The organism is Aeromonas sp. QDB20, from assembly GCF_027707805.1.
GTDB classification, from domain to species: Bacteria; Pseudomonadota; Gammaproteobacteria; order Enterobacterales; family Aeromonadaceae; genus Aeromonas; species Aeromonas dhakensis.
In genome coordinates, this window is the sequence record NZ_JAPCJC010000018.1 from 19757 (window position 1) to 39005 (window position 19249).

The 19249-nt window shown below is 60.4% G+C and carries 19 protein-coding genes; 11 read left to right on the plus strand and 8 right to left on the minus strand.

Features of this window, described 5'->3' with window-relative positions:
* Nucleotides 1-201 precede the first annotated feature (201 nt).
* The 6 genes from PG897_RS17525 to PG897_RS17550 form a co-directional block, all read right to left on the minus strand.
* Nucleotides 202-423, minus strand: coding sequence for a DUF2835 domain-containing protein (locus PG897_RS17525; RefSeq protein ID WP_005300804.1), 222 nt, complete (start codon nt 421-423; stop codon nt 202-204).
* 70 nt (nt 424-493) lie between these two features.
* Nucleotides 494-3118 (minus strand): aminopeptidase N, encoded by a 2625-nt coding sequence (gene pepN, locus PG897_RS17530; RefSeq protein WP_226014495.1) that lies wholly within the window; start codon nt 3116-3118, stop codon nt 494-496.
* 133 nt (nt 3119-3251) lie between these two features.
* Nucleotides 3252-5267, minus strand: a complete 2016-nt coding sequence (gene prc, locus PG897_RS17535; protein ID WP_017780109.1) for a carboxy terminal-processing peptidase — start codon at nt 5265-5267, stop codon at nt 3252-3254.
* 8 nt (nt 5268-5275) lie between these two features.
* Nucleotides 5276-5914, minus strand: coding sequence for an RNA chaperone ProQ (gene proQ, locus PG897_RS17540; protein WP_005300795.1), 639 nt, complete (start codon nt 5912-5914; stop codon nt 5276-5278).
* A gap of 101 nt (nt 5915-6015) precedes the next feature.
* Nucleotides 6016-6474, minus strand: coding sequence for a GAF domain-containing protein (locus tag PG897_RS17545; RefSeq protein ID WP_017764526.1), 459 nt, complete (start codon nt 6472-6474; stop codon nt 6016-6018).
* Nucleotides 6475-6583: 109 nt separating this feature from the next.
* Nucleotides 6584-7042 (minus strand): hypothetical protein, encoded by a 459-nt coding sequence (locus PG897_RS17550; protein ID WP_010634019.1) that lies wholly within the window; start codon nt 7040-7042, stop codon nt 6584-6586.
* Nucleotides 7043-7325: 283 nt separating this feature from the next.
* Between PG897_RS17550 and ccoN the strand changes: the two genes are divergently transcribed.
* The 11 genes from ccoN to ttcA all read left to right on the plus strand — a co-directional run bounded on the left by ccoN (nt 7326) and on the right by ttcA (nt 17523).
* On the plus strand, nt 7326-8750 hold the full coding sequence (gene ccoN, locus PG897_RS17555) for a cytochrome-c oxidase, cbb3-type subunit I (RefSeq protein ID WP_005300785.1): 1425 nt from the start codon (nt 7326-7328) through the stop codon (nt 8748-8750).
* Between the two features lie 16 nt (nt 8751-8766).
* Nucleotides 8767-9381, plus strand: coding sequence for a cytochrome-c oxidase, cbb3-type subunit II (gene ccoO, locus PG897_RS17560; RefSeq protein ID WP_005300783.1), 615 nt, complete (start codon nt 8767-8769; stop codon nt 9379-9381).
* Nucleotides 9382-9393: 12 nt separating this feature from the next.
* Nucleotides 9394-9573 carry a CcoQ/FixQ family Cbb3-type cytochrome c oxidase assembly chaperone gene (locus PG897_RS17565; protein ID WP_005300779.1) on the plus strand — a complete coding sequence of 60 codons (180 nt, stop codon included), beginning with the start codon at nt 9394-9396 and terminating at the stop codon, nt 9571-9573.
* Nucleotides 9573-10562: a cytochrome-c oxidase, cbb3-type subunit III gene (gene ccoP, locus PG897_RS17570; RefSeq protein ID WP_017780111.1), complete on the plus strand. Its 990-nt coding sequence runs from the start codon at nt 9573-9575 to the stop codon at nt 10560-10562. The genes PG897_RS17565 and ccoP overlap by 1 nt, the downstream gene beginning before the upstream one ends.
* 118 nt (nt 10563-10680) lie before the next feature.
* Nucleotides 10681-11169 (plus strand): FixH family protein, encoded by a 489-nt coding sequence (locus PG897_RS17575; RefSeq protein WP_017782879.1) that lies wholly within the window; start codon nt 10681-10683, stop codon nt 11167-11169.
* 92 nt (nt 11170-11261) lie between these two features.
* The gene (locus PG897_RS17580) at nt 11262-13661 is read left to right on the plus strand and encodes a heavy metal translocating P-type ATPase (protein ID WP_201882237.1); all 2400 of its coding nucleotides are present in this window, start codon (nt 11262-11264) and stop codon (nt 13659-13661) included.
* A 121-nt stretch (nt 13662-13782) separates the two neighbouring features.
* Complete coding sequence (ccoS, locus tag PG897_RS17585; RefSeq protein WP_005300771.1) at nt 13783-13974, plus strand: cbb3-type cytochrome oxidase assembly protein CcoS; 192 nt, start codon at nt 13783-13785, stop codon at nt 13972-13974.
* Nucleotides 13958-14644 (plus strand): sulfite exporter TauE/SafE family protein, encoded by a 687-nt coding sequence (locus tag PG897_RS17590; protein ID WP_024941810.1) that lies wholly within the window; start codon nt 13958-13960, stop codon nt 14642-14644. The genes ccoS and PG897_RS17590 overlap by 17 nt, the downstream gene beginning before the upstream one ends.
* Nucleotides 14645-14712: 68 nt before the next feature.
* Entirely contained in the window at nt 14713-15468 is a 756-nt protein-coding gene (locus PG897_RS17595) for an FNR family transcription factor (RefSeq protein ID WP_005300768.1), read from the plus strand.
* Nucleotides 15469-15602: 134 nt separating this feature from the next.
* A complete protein-coding gene (gene uspE / locus PG897_RS17600) occupies nt 15603-16547 on the plus strand; it encodes a universal stress protein UspE (protein WP_017764530.1) in 945 nt (314 codons plus the stop codon).
* Nucleotides 16548-16614: 67 nt separating this feature from the next.
* Nucleotides 16615-17523, plus strand: a complete 909-nt coding sequence (ttcA, locus tag PG897_RS17605; RefSeq protein ID WP_005300763.1) for a tRNA 2-thiocytidine(32) synthetase TtcA — start codon at nt 16615-16617, stop codon at nt 17521-17523.
* An 83-nt stretch (nt 17524-17606) separates the two neighbouring features.
* Here ttcA and PG897_RS17610 read toward each other — a convergent pair whose 3' ends face one another.
* Together PG897_RS17610 and PG897_RS17615 are read right to left on the minus strand one after the other, a co-directional pair.
* Nucleotides 17607-18284, minus strand: coding sequence for a DUF2987 domain-containing protein (locus PG897_RS17610; protein WP_201882236.1), 678 nt, complete (start codon nt 18282-18284; stop codon nt 17607-17609).
* A gap of 72 nt (nt 18285-18356) precedes the next feature.
* Complete coding sequence (locus PG897_RS17615; protein ID WP_005300757.1) at nt 18357-19094, minus strand: hypothetical protein; 738 nt, start codon at nt 19092-19094, stop codon at nt 18357-18359.
* Between the last annotated feature and the right edge of the window lie 155 nt (nt 19095-19249).

The following is a 19249-nucleotide window of genomic DNA, read 5'->3' on the forward strand; positions in this document are numbered from 1 at the left end:
TGCGAAGTGTAATGTCTTGGATCAAGGAAGGCGAGCAAAGGTGATAATGAGTTGTTAAAAACAAGGGGCAGATCACGCCTTAAGCTGTGAAAAATTTTGCCGTTCTGGCAAAAAACAGAAAATCCCACTGGATGGTTACGGATTTACCGGATAGATAGTGACTGAAAGCAGTGAATTACGCGGAAATATGTTCAAGTTTTGTTAATTTATGCGTTCAAGGCTGATAAAGCGATAATCGTCCTGGGTTTTGAGGCGAAAGTAGCCATGTACCCCGCTGATGGCGACGAAAGGCCGGATTTTCTCAATGCCCAGTTCCAGGGTCAGCCCCTGCTCGCTGCGCACCACCAGCCGTTTGGCATGGCCCTGGTACATCAGCATGACCTCGTCATGGCTCAATGAGAGGCGAAAGGTAAACTGCTTCACGATGACTCCTCTGGTCGTGGTTGAAGACTCACGGTAAAGGGCGGGAGATGACTCCCCCGCCCGCTCGTGCTTACTGCTGCAGCGCCTTGCTCACCTTCTCGAACAAATCCCGCGCCAGCCCCTCGAGGTTGGCCAGACGGGTCAGCTCGGTGCGGATCAGCGCCTTGCGCCCCTCATCGAGCCGCTTGAACTGGATGAGCGGAGTGATGAGGCGGGATGCCACCTGCGGATTGACCTCGTTGAGCTCGATCAGCAGATCGGTCAGGAAGCGGTAACCGCGACCATCGCGCGCATGGAACTGCACCTGGTTGTTCATGGCAAAGCTGCCCACCAGCGCCCGCAGCCGGTTCGGATTGCGAATGCTGAAGGTGGGGTGCGCCATCGCCTGCTTCACCTCTTCCAGCACGTCTTCTGCCGGCTTGGCACCCACCAGCCGCAGCCAGTTGTCCAGCACCAGTCCGTCCTTGGCCCACTTGCCCTCGAAGTCGGCCAAGAGCTCGGCGCGGCACGGCAGCAGATGACTGTTGGCCACCTGCAGCGCCGCCAGGGTGTCGGTCATGTTGTCGGCGGCCGCATATTGCTGGCGTACCAGCAGATCGGCGCTGCCGGCGTCGAGGGCCGCCAGATAGCCCAGCACGACCCCCTTGAGCGCCCGCTTGGCCATGTCGGCGTGCACCACCTGATAAGCCGGCAGGCGCAAACTCTCGTAGCAGGCCACCAGACGGGCCCCGAAGGCCTGGGCCAGCGAGGTCTGGATCTCGTTGCGCACCTGATGGATGGCGTCGATGTCGGCCACCTCGAACAGCTCGGCCAGGGTCGCCTCACCCGGCAACGCCAGGATCTCCGCCTTGAGGGCCGGATCCAGCTCGCCGTCGTCCAGAATGGCAACAAAGGCCGCCAGCAGGGTCCGGGAGAGCTCAACCCCCTGCCCTTGCTGAGTCCGGGCCACGCCTTCGATGACCGCCTTGTTGATCAGCATCTGCGCCGCATCCCAACGAGCAAACTCGTTGCGGGCATGGCGCATCAGGAAGGCCAATGCCTCGTCGCTGTAGTCAAAATGCAGTTTGACCGGCGCCGAGAAGTCCCGCAGCAGGGAGGGCACCGGCTTGACCGATACCTTGTCAAACACGAAGGTCTGCTCCGCTTCCAGCACGTCCAGCACGTTGCCGATGGCCTTGCCCTGGTACTGCAGCGGGATGATGGCCCCTTGCTCGTCATAGAGTTCGATGTCGAGGGGGATATGCAGCGGCAGTTTCTGCGGCTGATCCTGGGTCGGCGGGGTGTGCTGGCTCACGTTCAGGCGATAGACGCCGCTGTCGGCATCGTACTCGTCGGACACGGTGAGTTCGGGGGTACCGGACTGGCTGTACCAGCGACGGAAGCGACCGAGATCCACCCCGGAGGCATCCTCCATCGCCTGCACGAAGTCATCGCAGGTGACCGCCTGACCGTCAAAGCGCTCGAAATAGAGTCGCATGCCCGCCTGGAAGGCCTCCTCACCCAGCAGGGTGTGCAGCATGCGGATCACTTCCGAGCCTTTCTCGTAGACGGTCAGGGTGTAGAAGTTGTTCATCTCGATCACCACATCCGGGCGGATGGGATGGGCCATGGGGCCGGCATCCTCGGCAAACTGCGGGCCGCGCACGGTGCGCACGTTGTTGATGCGATTGACCCCGCGCGAACCCAGATCGGAGGAGAACTCCTGATCCCGGAACACCGTCAGCCCCTCTTTCAGGCTGAGCTGGAACCAGTCGCGGCAAGTAACGCGGTTGCCGGTCCAGTTGTGGAAGTATTCGTGGCCGATCACCCGCTCGATGCCGTGGTAGTCGCTGTCGGTGGCGGTAGCCGGGTTGGCCAGCACGAACTTGGAGTTGAAGATGTTGAGCCCCTTGTTCTCCATGGCGCCCATGTTGAAGAAGTCCACCGCCACGATCATGTAGATGTCGAGGTCGTACTCGAGGCCAAAGCGCTGCTCGTCCCAGCGCATGGAGTTGATGAGGCTCTCCATGGCGAAACCGGCTCTGTCCAGGTTGCCCTTGTCGACGAAGATCTCGAGGGCTACCTGGCGGCCACTCTTGGTGGTGTAGTGGCTGCGCTCCACATCGAAGTCCCCGGCCACCAGGGCAAACAGGTAACTCGGCTTGGGGAAGGGATCCTGCCACTGCACGAAGTGGCGACCGTCACCCAGATCGCCGCTGTCAACCTTGTTGCCGTTGGAGAGCAGGAAAGGATACTTGGCCTTGTCGGCAGTGATGCGGGTGCTGTAGCGGGCCAGGATATCGGGCCTGTCCATGTAATAGGTTATGCGTCGGAACCCTTCCGCCTCGCACTGGGTGCAGTAGGCATCGCCGGACTTGTAGAGCCCTTCCAGCGCGGTGTTGGTGGCCGGGTTGATGTCGGTGACTATGGTCAGCACGCATTCTGCCGGCAGGTTGAACAGGGTCAGGCTGCTCTCACCCTGCTCATACTGGCTAAAGGCAACTCCGTCCACGCTGATGGCGTGCAGGACCAGCCCTTCGCCATCCAGCACCAGCGGCTCCTTGTGGTCGCCGTTGCGACGCAGCCGCGAGATGGCGGTGACCCGGGTCTGCGGCTCCTGCAGCTGAAAATCGAGGTCGATGCTGTCGCACCAGTAGAGCGGAGCCTGGTAATCCTGGCGATATTTGGCCCTCATGGCCTGGGAGTGATCGGTCATTATTGTTTGCTTCCACGCTTGTTATTGACGTGTCAGAGGCTGTCATAACCGGTTGGCAGGGTCAAATAGTTTGCATTCAGGCAAAGGAAAGGGCGACCGAAGTCGCCCTTGTTGATTAATTGGCTGTCCCTGTTCAGCCGCGTTTGCTGAGCTTGGCCAGATCCGCCGTGATGTTGGCAGCCTCGACCAGATACTCGTCGGGTGCCTCAAAATCGGCAGGCAGATCGTCCAGGCTCTTCACCGTCGGCTTGCCCAGGCGAGTCAGGCGTTCGTTGGCGCGCTTGAGCGCCTTCTCGTCCTGTTTGGCCTGATCCGCCAGACGCTCCGCCTCGTTCAAGGAGACCGACTTCTTGTCTTTCTCCTCCTTGTACTCGGCGATGTCCTGCATCACGTAGGCAAACTCAGGATCCTTGTTGATCCGCGCCTCGTGGGCCGCCTGCAGCTTGGGCAGCAAGCTGGCAAAGTTGCCGAGCTTGTCGTACTTGGCCGACGCTATCTTGTCCCACGGCAGGGCGTTGAACTCGCGGCTCTCGCCCGTCTCTTCCGGTGCCACCGCGGTGGGGAAGCTGATGTCCGGGGCGACACCCTTGTTCTGGGTGCTGCCACCGTTGATCCGGTAGAACTTGGCGATGGTGTACTGCACGTGACCAAGCGGCTGCTCGTAGAAGTCATAAACCTTGGCGAGGCTGCGATGCTGCTGCACCGTGCCCTTGCCAAACGAGTTCTCGCCGAGGATCAGGGCGCGGCCGTAATCCTGCATGGCGGCAGCGAAGATCTCGGAGGCCGAGGCGCTGTAGCGGTCGATCATCACCGACATGGGGCCGCCGTAGTAGACGTTGCCGTCGTCATCACCGTTGACGGTGATGCGGCCCATGTGATCCCGGATCTGCACCACAGGGCCGCTCGCGAAGAACAAGCCGCTCAGGGCAGAGGCCTCGGTCAGCGCACCGCCGCCGTTGCCACGCAGATCGACGATCAGACCCTCGATCTTCTGCTTGTTGAGGCTGGAGAGCTCCTTGATCACGTCGTCGTGCAGGTTGACGTAGAAGCTCGGGATCTCGAGCACGCCGATCTTCTTGCCCTCGGCGGTGATCACCTTGGACTTGGCGGCCCTGTCTTCCAGACGCACCTTGTCACGTACCAGCTCGATCTGCTCGGTCTTGGCGCTGGCGCCCTTGCCGCGCTGGATCTCCAGCTTCACCTTGCTGCCCTTGGGCCCCTTGATGAGCTCGACCACGTCATCGAGACGCCAGCCGATCACGTCGACAATCTTGCCGTCGTCCTGCCCTACCCCGACGATCTTGTCATCCGGTTTCAGGTGGTTGGACTTGGCAGCCGGGCCGCCAGGCACCAAGGAGCGAATGACGGTGAAGTCATCTTCGGCCTGCAGCACGGCACCAATCCCCTCCAGCGAGAGGTTCATCTCGGTGTTGAAACGATCGGCGCTGCGCGGAGACAGATAGCTGGTGTGCGGCTCGATGGCGCGAGCGAAGGAGTTCATGAAGAGCTGGAATACATCCTCGCTCTCGGTCTGGGACATCCGCTTGATGGCGTTGTTGTAACGCTTGCCGAGCAGCTCCTTGATCTCGGGCCACTCCTTGCCGCTGAGCTTGAGGCTCAGGGCATCGAACTTGACCCGCTGGCGCCACAACTCGTTGAGTTCGGCCTCGTCTTTCGGCCAGGCCGCCCCTTCCCGATCAAACACGTAGTTGTCGGGCTGGGTAAAATCGAAAGGAGTATCGAGCAGTTTGAGGGCGTATTCGAACCGCTCATAACGCCGCTGCTGACTCAGGTTGAACATCTCGTAGGCCGGTGCCAGCCGCCCTCTTTCGAGGTCGGTGTCAAAGCCGGTACGGTACTTTTCAAAACGGCTGATGTCAGAGGCCAGAAACAGGTTGCGGCTGTAATCCAGATTCTCCAGATACTTGTCAAAGATCACGGAGGAAAAGGCATCGTCCAGCTTGAACTGCTTGTAATGCGAGCGGGTAAACAGATTGGCAATTCGCTTGCTAGCCGTAGCATGTTGGCTCTCCTGAGCCAACACAGGCAAATCACTTTCCTTGAGCACCGGCTCGATGGCCTGTGCAAGCCCGGCAAGCGCCAGGCTACAGGCAACGAGGGAAAAACGAATTACGCCATGCTTCAACATTTGTCTCCTTAGAGAACCAGGTGCTCGAATTTGACCCGCAGCATCATGCCGGTCTGCAATTGAACCTGAACGTCATCCTTGGTCACTTCCTTGATGGTGGCCGGTACCGGCGACTTGCCCAGCACCACGCGCACGCCCTGCTCTACTTTCAGGGTAGCGGCATCCACCTTGACCAACGGGGCCTCGTCAGCAACCGGAGCAGCCTTGGGAGCGGCTTTCGGCTTGCTGGACTTGGCGGCGGCATCGGCCTTGCGCGGGGCAGGACGACGAGGCTGCTTGGCCTTCTCTTCTTTATTGTTGGTACGACGGCTGGCAAAGACGCGCTCTTTGCTCTCCTTCAGGGCTTGCTTGGCGTGCTCGATGTGCTCCTCGGTGAGCAGCTCGCCCGGGTTGCCGTCCAGATCGACACGGGCCTGGCCGGCCTTGAGGCCATGCAGGTAACGCCAGCTGGAGGTGTATTGACGCAGAGCGGAGCGCAGCATGGTCTTGGAGACTCTGGCGTCGTCAGCAAGACGCTCGGCCAAATCCTGGAAGATGCCAATCTTGAGCGGCTTGGCCTCTCCTTCAGCGATGAAGCAGGCCGGGAATTTCTCGACCAGGTAGGCAACGATCTCTTTACTGTTCTTCAGCTTCTCAGTGTTTTCCATGTATAACCTTGGCTTTCATATAAACGCGCGGGCACGCCCGAGCACAACAAAGGCCCCATTATAGAGAGCTTGGGGCCTTTTGCGAACCATCAAGCAATGACTTAGAGCATGCTTTCCAAAATTTGCACCGTTTCTTCGAGGCCAATCCGGTCCTGCTCGTCAAAGCGGTTAAAGATTGGACTATCGATATCCAGTACGCCAATGATCTCGCCACGCCGGCGCAGCGGGATCACGATTTCGGCATTGCTGGCACCGTCGCAGGCGATATGCCCCTCAAACTGGTGCACGTCGTCGATGAGCTGGGTCTTGCCCTCGGCCACCGCCGTGCCGCATACCCCGCGCCCGACCGGAATGCGTACGCAGGCCGGCTTGCCCTGGAACGGGCCGAGCACCAGGGTCTCCCCCTGCAACAGGTAAAAGCCGACCCAGTTGATGTCGGCCAGCTCCTGATTGAGCAGGGCGGACAGGTTGGCCAGGTTGGCGATGAGATCCGGCTCTCCCTCCAGCAATGCCTGAGCCTGCTGGTTGAGCGTGCGATAAAATGCTTGTTTTTCAATCATGATTAAATGAACTTCACTCCCTGACAATCAGTGCAAGGTAACGCCCTGCCTGAAAAATTCAAATCAATTTTCACCTTGCCCCCTCCTTTTGCACCTCAGGAAGAGGCCCTCAGCGGGCGACGGAGAGCGCCAGTTGCTGGCGCTGGCCATTGCTCCACTCGATATTGAGCAGCCAGACCATCATCGGCGAGGTGCAGGATCCCACCAGGGTCGTCCCTTGCCAGCCCTGGGCTGTGGCCTCAAAAGTGACCGGAATGGTCCCCATGAACATGTCCCGCCCCTCCAGCCACGCCTTCACCGGCGTGACGGCCGGATCGCCGCCCTGAAGCTGTATCACGAAGTCACGTTCGGCCTGTACCGGCAGCGAGGCGATGCGGGCGGTCAGCGGCTTATTCCCCGCCTGCAGAGGGCATGAGCTGTGGGACAGATCACAAATCTGATCTTTTTCCGAGCTTGCCATCGCCGTCTGCGCGCCATCGAACCAGGTTCGATAGGCAACCAAACCGAGCAAAATAGTCAACACGATCGCCAAATGGATAATTTTGCGTGAAGTGAGTCTCTCTTTCATGAAAAAACAACCTTGTAAGATGTCTGAAAAATGACATTTTCGTGATCTCGCGCAAGGTAAATAATTGAACAGGCGAGACCCAACGGAGCCAAATATATCACTGTTTATACTGTTATTTTACCTGTCAGTTCAGTATCATTCCCATTGAATTTTCATTTAGCTACTTTTTGCTTTTCCTTTTATTAACAGTTGTTAACAAGAGAAAAGGCAGTAGCCAATGAAGTCGGTCCACCTCACTGGACACAAAATCAAACAACAGCAGCATCGGAAGCGGAATACAACGATGAGCCATACAACTAACCATCCTGAGTACAACTACACCGTTGTTCGCCAGTTCACCGTCATGACGATTGTCTGGGGAATTGTCGGCATGTCGGTTGGCGTACTGATTGCAGCCCAGTTGATCTGGCCTGCCCTCAACTTTGATACTCCCTGGCTGACTTACAGTCGCCTTCGCCCTCTGCACACCAACGCGGTTATCTTCGCATTTGGCTGTAGCGCCCTGATGGCGACCTCCTTCTATGTGGTGCAACGCACCTGTCAAACCCGACTGTTTGGTGGCCCGCTGGCGACCTTCGTGTTCTGGGGCTGGCAGGCCATCATCCTTTCTGCCGCCATTTCGCTGCCGCTGGGATACACCACCTCCAAGGAGTACGCAGAGCTGGAATGGCCGATTGATATCGCCATCACCATCGTCTGGGTCGCCTATGCCGTGGTCTTTTTCGGCACCCTGGTCAAGCGCACCACCTCCCACATCTATGTGGCGAACTGGTTCTTCGGTGCCTTCATCATCACAGTGGCCGTGCTGCACATCGTCAACAACATGGAAGTGCCGCTTTCGGGCATGAAGTCCTACTCCATGTACTCCGGCGCCATGGATGCCATGGTGCAGTGGTGGTATGGCCACAACGCGGTAGGCTTCCTGCTGACTGCCGGCTTCCTCGGCATGATGTACTACTTCGTACCGAAACAGGCGGGTCGTCCGGTCTACTCCTACCGTCTCTCCATCGTTCACTTCTGGGCGCTGATCTCCCTCTACATCTGGGCCGGTCCGCACCACCTGCACTATACCGCCCTGCCTGACTGGGCACAGTCCCTCGGCATGGTGATGTCCCTGATCCTGTTCGTCCCCTCCTGGGGCGGCATGATCAACGGCATCATGACCCTCTCCGGTGCCTGGCACAAACTGCGTTACGACCCCATCCTGCGCTTCCTGATCGTGTCCCTGTCGTTCTACGGCATGTCCACCTTCGAAGGCCCCATGATGGCGATCAAGACCGTCAACGCCCTCTCCCACTACACCGACTGGACAATCGGTCACGTCCACTCCGGCGCGCTGGGCTGGGTTGCCATGGTCTCCATCGGTGCCGTGTACCACCTGATCCCGAACCTGTTCGGCCAGGGCCGCATGTACAGCATCAAGCTCATCAACGTCCACTTCTGGCTGGCGACCGTGGGTACCGTGCTCTACATCGTCGCCATGTGGATTTCCGGTGTGATGCAGGGTCTGATGTGGCGTGCGGTCAACGACGACGGCACCCTGACCTACAGCTTCGTAGAAGCGCTGCAGGCCTCTTATCCCTTCTACTTCGTGCGCTTCCTGGGTGGCTGCTTCTTTGTCACCGGCATGTTGCTGATGGCCTACAACGCCTATCGCACCATCACTGCGCCCAAAGGTTCCCTGGAACCTGTCGCACAGCCAGCATGATTGAAGAGGTCAAAGCATGAGCAACAATAACCGTCACGAGATCTTTGAAAAGAGCGTTCCCATGCTGGTGGTCGGCATCATTTTTGCCATCAGCCTGGGGGGCCTGGTGGAAATCACCCCGCTGTTCTTCCAGAAGCAGACCACTGAGCCGGTCGAGGGCCTCAAGCCCTACACCGCCCTGCAGATGGAAGGGCGCGACATCTTCATCCGCGAAGGCTGCACCGTCTGCCACAGCCAGATGATCCGTCCGTTCCGCGCCGAAACCGAGCGTTACGGCCACTACTCGGTCGCCGGTGAGAGCGTGTGGGAGCACCCCTTCCTGTGGGGCTCCAAGCGTACCGGTCCGGATCTGGCCCGGGTTGGCGGTCGTTATTCCGACGACTGGCACCGTGCCCACCTGATCAACCCGCGCGACGTGGTGCCCGAGTCCAACATGCCCGCCTTCCCCTGGCTCGACACCAACGTGTTGACCGGTGAGCTGACCGGCAAGAAGCTGGCCCTGTTCCGCGATCACTTCGGCGTACCCTACACGGATGCCGACATTCAGGGTGCCGGCGAGGCCGTGAAAGGCAAGACCGAGCTGGATGCGCTGGTAGCCTATCTGCAATCACTGGGTCATGCCCTGAAATAAAGGAGTCAGGATATGGATTACGGCACTTTTCGCGGCCTGTATACCCTGCTGTTGATGGCCATCATGATCGGCATCATCGTCTGGGCCTACAGCAAACGCCGCAAGACCTCCTTCGACGAGGCGGCCAATCTGGTATTTGCCGACGACGAGCAACCCAGTGCTGATAACAAGAACGCAGGAGCGAAACAATAATGAGCACTTTGTTTAGCATTTTTGTGACCGTCATCAGTCTGGGGACCATCCTCGGCTGCTTCTTGCTGCTGGTATGGTGCCTGCGCGACAAGATGGGCGTGGAAGAAGGCAAGTCCATGGGACACGCCTTCGACGGTATCGAAGAGATCAACAACCCGCTGCCGAAGTGGTGGACCTACATGTTCCTCTTCTTCATCGTCACCGGTCTGGTCTATCTGATTGCCTTCCCGGGCCTTGGCAACTTCAAGGGCGTGCTGGGCTGGCAGAGCTCCAACCAGGACATACGCTCACTGGCCGAGTCCAAGGCAGCGGCAGCCTCCGCCAAGGCTGAAGGGCGTGCGGTGGAATACGATCGCGAGCTCGTCAAGGCTGACGAGATCTACGGCGCCAAGTTCCGTGAGCTGGCCTATCAGGCCGATGGCAAGACCTATCGCGCCATCGAGGAGATCGCCGCCGATCCGGAAGCCCGCAAGGTGGGTCAGCGTCTGTTCCTGCAGAACTGCTCCCAGTGCCACGGCTCCGATGCCCGCGGCGGTCGCGGTTTCCCGAACCTGACCGACAGCGAATGGCAGTGGGGCGGCGCGCCCGACCAGATCAAGACCACCATCATGGGCGGTCGTCAGGGCGTGATGGCAGCCTGGGGCGAGATCCTCGGCAAGGACGGAGTCCGCGAAGTGGCCTCCTACGTGCTGAGCCTCTCCGGTCGCAAGGTGGACATGGTGGAAGCCAAGAAGGGTGAAGCACGCTTCACCATCTGCGCCGCCTGTCACGGTCCGGACGCCAAGGGCGGCATCGCCTTCGGGGCGCCGGATCTCACCAACAACACCTGGCTCTATGGCGGCTCCCGTCAGGTGGTCGAGCAGACCATCACCCACGGTCGTCACGGCGTGATGCCGGCCTGGAAGGATATTCTGGGTGAAGACAAGGTGCACCTGCTCGCCTCCTACGTTTACAGCTTGTCCCACAACGACCAGCAAAATAAGCAGTAACATGTGATAAACACGTGATTACTCAGCAAAAAGCCTCGACTCTTCGAGGCTTTTTGTTATCTTGTGTTGACTGAAATTCCTCTGTTTCGTTAACCACTGGTTTCACGGTAGTAGCACTATGTCCCAACCCTGGTATCGCCAATTCTGGCCCTGGTTCATCATCGCCCTCCCGACCGCCGCCGTGATCGGCAGCATCAGCACGGCGATCATCGCCAGCAAGGATGGCGTCAATCTGGTGGCCGAAGACTATTACAAGCAAGGCAAAGAGATTAATCAGGATCTCAGCAAGTTTGATCGCGCCGAAGCCCTCAACATCCACATCGCGCTGGAGGTCAACGGCAACGAGCTGACCCTCAAACCGCTGTCAGGGGATATCCCGGCCGGCCAGGCGCTCTACCTCTCCCTGTTTCACCCCACCCTCGCCGGCATGGACAGCGAGCACATGGTGACCGCCGACGGCAACGGCGTCTATCGCCTGCTGCTCGACAAGCCCCTCACCGGCAAGTGGCACGTGCGGGTGGATGCCTTCAACCACGAATGGCGCTTGCAAGAGACAGTCCAGCTCCCCACCAAGGCCCCCGTCGAACTCGATCCCAAAGGGCGCTGAGTCATGAGCCGTCCTGTTTACCATGACACGCCGGCAGCAACCGGCGCTTCACTGTTTCTGCCGACAGGCCGGGTAGCCTGCGGCCAGCTGTCATGAGCGGCTGCTTTCACTGTGGTGAGCCGGTCCCCGCTGGCAGCCGCTATGCCCTCGAGATAAAGGGCATAGTCCAACCCATGTGCTGCCCTGGTTGTCAGGCGGTGGCGGAAACCATTCTCGAATGCGGCCTGGCCAGCTACTACGAGCACCGCACCGCCCCCGGCACCAAGGGCGAGCTGGTGCCTGAAGAGCTCGCCGCCCTCACCCACTACGATCTGGCCGAAGTGCAGCAGGACTTTGTCACCGACAGCGCCACCGGCAGCCACAAGGTGCGCGAGATCCAGCTGACGGTGGAAGGCCTGACCTGCGCCGCCTGTGCCTGGCTCATCGAACGCCATCTGGGCAACCTGGCCGGGCTGCACTACATCAACGTCAACACCACCACCCACAGAGCCCGCATCAAGTGGGATCCGGACCGGCTCTCTTTGAGCGACATCCTCAAGGGTTTTGCCAAGATTGGCTATCGCGCCTACCCCTTCCAGACTCACCAGCAGGAAGCGCTCTACGCCAAAGAGGTGCGCAGCTATATGTTCCGGCTGGCACTGGCGGGGCTCGGTTCCATGCAGGTGATGATGTGCGCGGTGGCGCTCTACATGGACCTCTTCATCAGCGTCGAAGAGGAGTTCATGGTCTACTTCAAGTGGATAAGTCTGCTGCTCTCCACCCCCATCATGATCTACTCGGCCCAGCCCTTCTACGTGGGCGCCTGGCGCAGCCTCAGGCAGGGGCACCTCTCCATGGACGTGTCGGTGTCGCTGGCGCTGATCGGTGCCTTCGTCGCCTCCATGTGGGCCACCGTGTTCAACACCGGCGAGGTCTATTACGACTCCATCACCATGTTCGTCTTCTTCCTGCTGCTGGGGCGCTTCCTCGAGCTGCGGGCCAGACGCAAGGCCTCCGAGTCGAGCTCCAACCTGGCGCGGCTAGTGCCCATCATGGCCACCCGGCTCGATGAGGATGGTGAACACGAGGTGGCCGCCAAGACGCTGCAGGTAGGCGATCGGGTGCGAGTGCTGGCGGGGGCCACCCTGCCGGCGGATGGCATCATCCTGCTTGGGCAGGCCAGTCTCAACGAATCCATGCTGACCGGCGAACAACTGCCGCTGCTCAAGCAGGCGGGGGATGCCGTCTACGCCGGCACCATCAACACCGACGCCCCATTGGAGATCCGGGTCAGTCATCGTATCGAAGAGTCGCGTCTGGCCCAGATCATGCGGCTGCAGGATCACGCGCTGGACGACAAACCGGCCATCGCCCAGATGGCGGACGTGCTCTCCCGTCATTTCATTCTGGTGCTGCTGTTCATCGCCGCTGGCGTATGGACCTTCTGGCACTTCCATCAGCCGGAGCAGGCCTTCTGGGTCACTTTGGCGGTGCTGGTGGCGACCTGCCCCTGCGCTCTGTCGCTGGCCACCCCCACCGCGCTCACCTCGGCCACCGCCCGCCTGACCCGTGCCGGCATCCTGCTGCGCCGCGGCCACGTGCTGGACGTACTGACCCGAGCCAACCGCATCGTAATGGACAAGACCGGTACCCTGACCACGGGCAACATCAGCCTGACCAGCACAGAGGCCCTGGGCAATCTCGACGAGGCGCGCTGCCTTGCCATCGCCCGCGCCCTGGAGGCCTATTCCGAACACCCCATCGCCCGCGCCTTTCGCAGCAACGCCGCAGAGGACGCCGTGCTGCTGGCGGCCAGCAAGGTGGCCCCCGTCATCGGACACGGTATCGAAGGGGTGATCGAGGGTCACCACTATCGGCTCGGCAGTGCCCGCTGGCTCGGCATCAGCGATGCCCACGAAGCACAAGCAGACGGGCTGGTCATCTATCTGGCCGACGAGGATCAGGCGCTCGCCCGCTTCCTGCTGACCGACACCCTGCGCCCCGATGCGAAGGCGCTGATCCAGGCCTTCAAGGCGGCCGGCCTCAAGACCACCATCCTCACCGGCGACAGCTCGGCCCAGGCCGACGAGGTGGCCCGCGAACTGGGGGTCGACGAGCTGGTCAAGGGCGTCACCCCGGATGGCAAGCTGACCTATCTCAAGGAGCACGAAGCCCGCGGCGACATCAGCATCATGGTGGGTGATGGCATCAACGACGCCCCTGTGCTGGCCGGCGCCCATGCCTCCTTCGCCATGGCCGGCGGCACCGATCTGGCCAAGAACAGCGCCGACGCCATTCTGCTGGCCGACGATCTCTCCCGCCTGCTGGATGCCCGCGCCCTGGCACTGCGCACCCGCAAGATCATCAAGGAGAACTTCGCCTGGTCCATCGGTTACAACCTGCTGGTGCTGCCGCTGGCGGCCAGCGGCTGGCTGCCCCCCTACGTGGCGGCGGCAGGCATGTCGCTGAGCTCCCTCATCGTGGTCACCAACTCCATGCGGCTCAACCGCTGAGCCGTGACCACAGGGACAGACAGGGTGAAGGGAGCGAACCTTGCTCCCTTCACCATCAAATCGACGGGCCTGCGGCCACCAACGGGTGTACCATGACCCCTCTTATTGCAAGGTTTGCTGCATGAACATCATCTTCGTCCTCATCCCCATTGCCATCCTCTTCGTCATCATCGCCGGCGCCGTCTTCTTCTGGGCCATTCGCTCCGAGCAGTTTGAAGATCTCGACCGCCAGGGTTCCAATATCCTGTTCGATGAAGAGCAACCCGCCCCCAAACACGCCGAGCACGAGCACAAAGATGACGGCCACCCTTGATCTGCTGGGCGCCCTGCTGGTGGGACTGGCCGGCGCCGGCCACTGCATCGGCATGTGCGGCGGCGTCTCCGCCGCCCTCTCCATGGCCATTCCTGCCGAGAAGCAGCACTTCTGGGGCCGGCTCGGTTACCTGCTCAACTACAACCTCGGCCGGATCCTGAGCTATGTGATCGCCGGCGCCCTGGTCGGGGGCTTGCTCGCCACCACCAGCGAGCTCGGTGCGGGCAAGCACGCCATCGCCGGCCTGCGGCTGGTGGCGGCCTTCCTGATGATTGCCCTCGGGCTCTATCTCGCCGGCTGGTGGCAGGGGGTGTTGCTGCTCGAGCGCATGGGCGCCAGATTGTGGCCCCACCTCAAGCCACTGGCGGGCAGGTTCATCCCCTTCACCTCGGCCTGGCAGGCACTGCCGTTTGGCATGGTGTGGGGCTGGCTCCCCTGCGGGCTGGTCTACTCCATGCTGACCTGGAGCGCAGCGGCGGGATCGGCCGCTGGCGGCGCGCTGATCATGCTCTTTTTCGGCCTCGGCACCCTGCCGACCCTGTTTGCGCTGGGGGGGCTGGCGGATCGACTGCGCTACTGGCTGACCCTGCGCAGTTTGCGCCTTGGCGGGGCCCTGCTGCTCATCGCATACGGTCTGCATACTCTCTGGATCGGGATTGCATCCTTTTGAAACCCTATCCAAAACGGATGAGTTGATGGTAAACTTGTTTGATATAAATCAATTATTCGTATGAGCCTATGATCCCGGAAAAGAAACCTGGCAGACGTATTCAGAGCGGTGGCTGTGCAATTCATTGCCAGGATTGCAGCATCAGCCAGCTCTGCATTCCCTTCACTCTGAACGACAACGAGCTCGATCAGCTGGACAGCATCATCGAGCGCAAGAAGCCGATCCAGAAGGGTGAAGAGTTGTTCAAGGCCGGCGACGAACTCAAATCGCTCTATGCCATCCGTTCCGGGACCATCAAGTCATACACCATCACCGAACAGGGTGACGAGCAGATCACCGCCTTCCACCTGGCTGGCGATCTGGTCGGCTTTGACGCCATCCACAAGCAGGCGCACCCCTCCTTCGCCCAGGCGCTGGAAACCGCCATGGTGTGCGAGATCCCGTTCGACGTGCTTGACGATCTCTCCGGCAAGATGCCGAAGCTGCGCCAGCAGATCATGCGGCTGATGAGCAACGAGATCATGGGCGACCAGGAAATGATCCTGCTGCTCTCCAAGAAGAATGCCGAAGAGCGCCTTGCCGCCTTCCTGCACAACCTGTCGGTGCGCTTCTCCGAGCGTGGTTTCTCTGCCAAGGAGTTCCGCCTCTCCATGACCCGCGGCGACATCGGCAACTACCTCGGCCTCACCGTCGAGACCATCAGCCGTCTGCTGGGCCGTTTCCAGAAGTCAGGCCTCATCAGCGTCAAGGGCAAATACATTACCGTGCTGGATCACGTCGCCCTCGGCGTCATGGCCGGTGCGACCCGTCCCCCCTGCGGTTAAGCCTCCTCTCTCTGGTGCCGGATCGGTTTACCCCGAAATTTGATCCGGCACACGTCCCCCCTTCTCCTCCTGAGCTAAGCTGTAATGGCTAAAGGTCTGCCATCATTGGTATTTTTGCCAAGGAGGAGGAGAACATGGTCAAGTACCGAAAAATCCTGGTGGTCATCAACCCGGAAGAAGAGCGGCAAATCGCCCTCGAACGTGCGGTCAAGGTCGCCGAGCTGGATGAAGGGGCGCAGCTGACCCTGTTACTCACCATTTACGACTTCTCGTATGAAATGACCGCCATGCTGTCGGTGGACGAGCGAGAAGAGATGCGCCACGGGGTCATTTCCCAGCGCCGTGAATGGCTCGACGACATACTCAAACCCTACCGTGCCCGTGGGCTGGACTGCGAGATCAAGGTGGTCTGGCACAACCGTCCCTTCGAATGCATCATTCAGGAAGTGCTGGAGCAGCGCCACGATCTGGTGGTCAAGGCGACTCACCACCACTCCTTCCTGCAAACCTTCATCTTCACCCCCACCGACTGGCACCTGCTGCGCAAATGCCCCTGCCCCGTGCTGCTGGTGAAAGAGGGTCATTGGCAGCGGGGCGGCAACATCATCGCCGCCATCAATTGCTCCAGCGACGATCAGGATCAGAAACTGCTCAACGAGCGGATCACCGAAGAGGGGATCGCCATCGCCGAGCTGCTCGGCTCCAACCTCTATCTGGTCAACACCTATCCGGGCACCCCGGTCAACGTGGCTATCGAGCTGCCGGAGTTTGACCCCAACGCCTACAACGACGCCATTCGCAAACACCACGAGAGCCTGCTGCTGAGCCACGCCGACAAATACGGCATCGGCCATCTCTGGACCCGGGTGGCGGAAGGCCTGCCCGAAGAGGTGCTGCCCGATCTCGCCGGCGAGCTGCAGGCTACCCTGATGATCATGGGGTGCGTCGGTCGCACCGGGCTCTCCGCCGCCCTGCTTGGCAACACCGCCGAACACGTGGTGGATCGCCTCGCCTGCGACATGCTGATCCTCAAGCCCGCCGACTACAGCTGCCCGGTCGATAGCCGCCGTCCAGCATAAGCCTTTCTTGCCCTCCCCCGGGACATGGCTATAATAAGCCGCTTATTTTTGTCCCGGGTTTCAGGTCATGCTAGAAGAGCTTAACGCCAAAGAAAAATACAGTTTCAACAAACTGCAGAAGCGCCTGCGGCGCAACGTAGGTCAGGCCATTGCCGACTTCAACATGATTGAAGAGGGTGACAAGGTCATGGTGTGCCTGTCCGGCGGCAAGGACAGCTTCGCCATGCTCGACATCCTGATGAGCCTGAAGGCCAGCGCCCCCATCCACTTCGATCTGGTGGCGGTCAATCTGGATCAGAAGCAGCCCGGTTTCCCCGAGCACGTGCTGCCCGAATACCTGAGCACCCTCGGCATCGACTTCAAGATCGTCGAAGAAGATACCTACGCCATCGTCAAGGAGAAGGTGCCGGAGGGCAAGACCACCTGCGCCCTCTGCTCCCGCCTGCGCCGCGGCATTCTCTACCGCACCGCCCAGGAGCTGGGTTGCACCAAGATTGCCCTTGGCCACCACCGCGATGACATCCTCGAGACCCTGTTCCTCAACATGTTCTACGGCGGCAAGCTCAAGTCCATGCCGCCCAAGCTGGTGAGCGACGACGGCAAGAACGTGGTGATCCGCCCGCTCGCCTACTGCAAGGAGAAGGACCTGGTGCGCTATGCCGAGGTCAAGGCCTTCCCCATCATCCCGTGCAACCTGTGCGGCTCCCAGGAGAACCTGCAGCGCCAGGCCATCAAGCAGATGATGCAGGAGTGGGATCGCCGCTTCCCGGGTCGTCTCGAGACCATGTTCACCGCCATTCAGGACGTGATCCCGAGCCACCTGCTCGATCACAAGCTGTTTGACTTCAAGAGCATCAACCGCGACTCCGGCATCATCGACGGCGGCGACAAGGCGTTTGATCCGCCCGAACTGCCCAAGGCGCCGCTGCTGGACATCGATGAGATGGACATGCTGGACGTGATTGAGGTGCGCTAAGCCCTCACCATCACCAATGAAAAAAGGAGCGCCAGGCGCTCCTTTTTTATTTTTATGCCGGCAAGCAGGCGGCCCGGGACCCATCAGCCCTTGTGCAGCCAGGGGGTCAGTCGCAGGATCTCCCCCTGCAACTGCAGCTTGCCCTCTGCAAACTCCGCCAGCTGGGCGTTGCTCAGCAGCAGTTGTCCCTCCTGCCAGGGCAGCGGCAGCTGGCGGGCACCGTCGATGAGGTAGGCGGTGCCGCTTGGCTGCACCAGGCTGACCCTCACCCCCGTCATCTCGGGCAGGAAATACTTGCCGACCACGCCGGCCAGCTTCTCCAGCAGGCTCTGCATGTCGTGCTGACGGCCCGTCAGCTCGCTCACCTTGAGCTCCCACCGACTGTCTGCCGGCGGCGGCACATCCGCCATCACCTGCACCGACAGATCGCAAGCTGCATGAGGCTCGGTGAGCCCCACTACCACGCTTGCCTTGTCGAGATTCAGATCGTCGTCATAGGGCAGTCGCAATTCGCTGTCGATGGTCACCTCGGCCGCCACGTCCCGATCCAGAGTCGAGACCCGGGCCGAGGTGAGTTGGCAGCGCCGGCCATTTTGCTGATCGGTCAGATAAAAACCCAGCCTGGCGTGGCCAAACTCCCCTTTGGCGAAGGTCTTCATCTGGCTGTAGAAGGTGCCGTACTGCAGCTCGAGGGAGGGCTGCGCCACTGCCAGCATGGGCGCCATCAGCAGCGCGGCCGCCATCCCGTATCGATTGTTCATATGCCATCCTTTTGCATCACGCATCTACACGCGCCGCTATCTGTTGCTGTTGTCTGACGCCCTGCATGCCCGTCAGGCGTTGAAATGATCGGGGCCCTGGCTCACGTCGGTTACTTCGACCGCCACCCCGCACAGATCCCGGTAGAGGATCCCCTTGCAGTTGAAATAGAGCGGTGCCACCCAGATAAGCCCCAGCCCCATGGGGATCAGCGCCAGGAAGAAGAGCGCCATCATGACCCCGTGCAGCAGCACTATGCTGGGCCAGCCACGGGCAAACAGCTTGAGGGAGACCAGAATGGCCTGCGCCGGCGACAGGCCGCGCTCCAGCACCAGCGGCACGGTAAACACCAGCCCCATGCCGATCAGGGCCGACGGAATGAAGGCCAGCATCACCGGCAGACCCACCAGCTCGAACAGCGGGCCGAACAGGCTGGTGATGAGGCTGCCGAGTAGGCTCAGGCTGCCAAGGCGCAGGAAGTGGCGAAAGAAGTCGAACACCTGGCTCGGCCGGGCACGCACCCCCACCGACTGCTGCAACCCCAGCATGTCGAGGGAAGAGGTCATGGGCGACATGATGACGGTGATGAGCAGGCTCAGCACCAGGGCCACGTCCATCCCCCCTTCCTGATTGACATAGGGGGCGAGCAGGGTGTTGCTCAACAGTATCCAGATGGCCGTTACCCCGACGATGGCCAGCAGCAGGCCGAACCCGGTGCGCCGCGTCTGTTGCCAGCTCTCCTGCAATACCCCCTTGAGGTCGAGACGATATCCCTGGCTCAGGGACTGCTCGAGGGAACCACCTATCCGCATTTTGTTACTCAATTGACTATCCAACATCCGAAAGACCGCTATTCAGGGAGCACATTATAGCGATTTGACCCGGCATGCGTAGCCGTTTTTCCCGCGCGTCTGCGCTCAAAAAGCCTTTGATTTCATCAGCCCTCCTTGTCCTGGCCGGGATCCCG

Coding starts and splice junctions, on each gene's coding strand:
- pepN (WP_226014495.1), bottom strand. CDS start 3,118: ATGACCGATCACTCCCAGGCCATGAGGGCCAAATATCGCCAGGATTAC.
- prc (WP_017780109.1), bottom strand. CDS start 5,267: ATGTTGAAGCATGGCGTAATTCGTTTTTCCCTCGTTGCCTGTAGCCTG.
- proQ (WP_005300795.1), bottom strand. CDS start 5,914: ATGGAAAACACTGAGAAGCTGAAGAACAGTAAAGAGATCGTTGCCTAC.
- PG897_RS17545 (WP_017764526.1), bottom strand. CDS start 6,474: ATGATTGAAAAACAAGCATTTTATCGCACGCTCAACCAGCAGGCTCAG.
- PG897_RS17550 (WP_010634019.1), bottom strand. CDS start 7,042: ATGAAAGAGAGACTCACTTCACGCAAAATTATCCATTTGGCGATCGTG.
- ccoN (WP_005300785.1), top strand. CDS start 7,326: ATGAGCCATACAACTAACCATCCTGAGTACAACTACACCGTTGTTCGC.
- ccoO (WP_005300783.1), top strand. CDS start 8,767: ATGAGCAACAATAACCGTCACGAGATCTTTGAAAAGAGCGTTCCCATG.
- PG897_RS17565 (WP_005300779.1), top strand. CDS start 9,394: ATGGATTACGGCACTTTTCGCGGCCTGTATACCCTGCTGTTGATGGCC.
- ccoP (WP_017780111.1), top strand. CDS start 9,573: ATGAGCACTTTGTTTAGCATTTTTGTGACCGTCATCAGTCTGGGGACC.
- PG897_RS17575 (WP_017782879.1), top strand. CDS start 10,681: ATGTCCCAACCCTGGTATCGCCAATTCTGGCCCTGGTTCATCATCGCC.
- PG897_RS17580 (WP_201882237.1), top strand. CDS start 11,262: ATGAGCGGCTGCTTTCACTGTGGTGAGCCGGTCCCCGCTGGCAGCCGC.
- ccoS (WP_005300771.1), top strand. CDS start 13,783: ATGAACATCATCTTCGTCCTCATCCCCATTGCCATCCTCTTCGTCATC.
- PG897_RS17590 (WP_024941810.1), top strand. CDS start 13,958: ATGACGGCCACCCTTGATCTGCTGGGCGCCCTGCTGGTGGGACTGGCC.
- PG897_RS17595 (WP_005300768.1), top strand. CDS start 14,713: ATGATCCCGGAAAAGAAACCTGGCAGACGTATTCAGAGCGGTGGCTGT.
- uspE (WP_017764530.1), top strand. CDS start 15,603: ATGGTCAAGTACCGAAAAATCCTGGTGGTCATCAACCCGGAAGAAGAG.
- ttcA (WP_005300763.1), top strand. CDS start 16,615: ATGCTAGAAGAGCTTAACGCCAAAGAAAAATACAGTTTCAACAAACTG.
- PG897_RS17610 (WP_201882236.1), bottom strand. CDS start 18,284: ATGAACAATCGATACGGGATGGCGGCCGCGCTGCTGATGGCGCCCATG.
- PG897_RS17615 (WP_005300757.1), bottom strand. CDS start 19,094: ATGCGGATAGGTGGTTCCCTCGAGCAGTCCCTGAGCCAGGGATATCGT.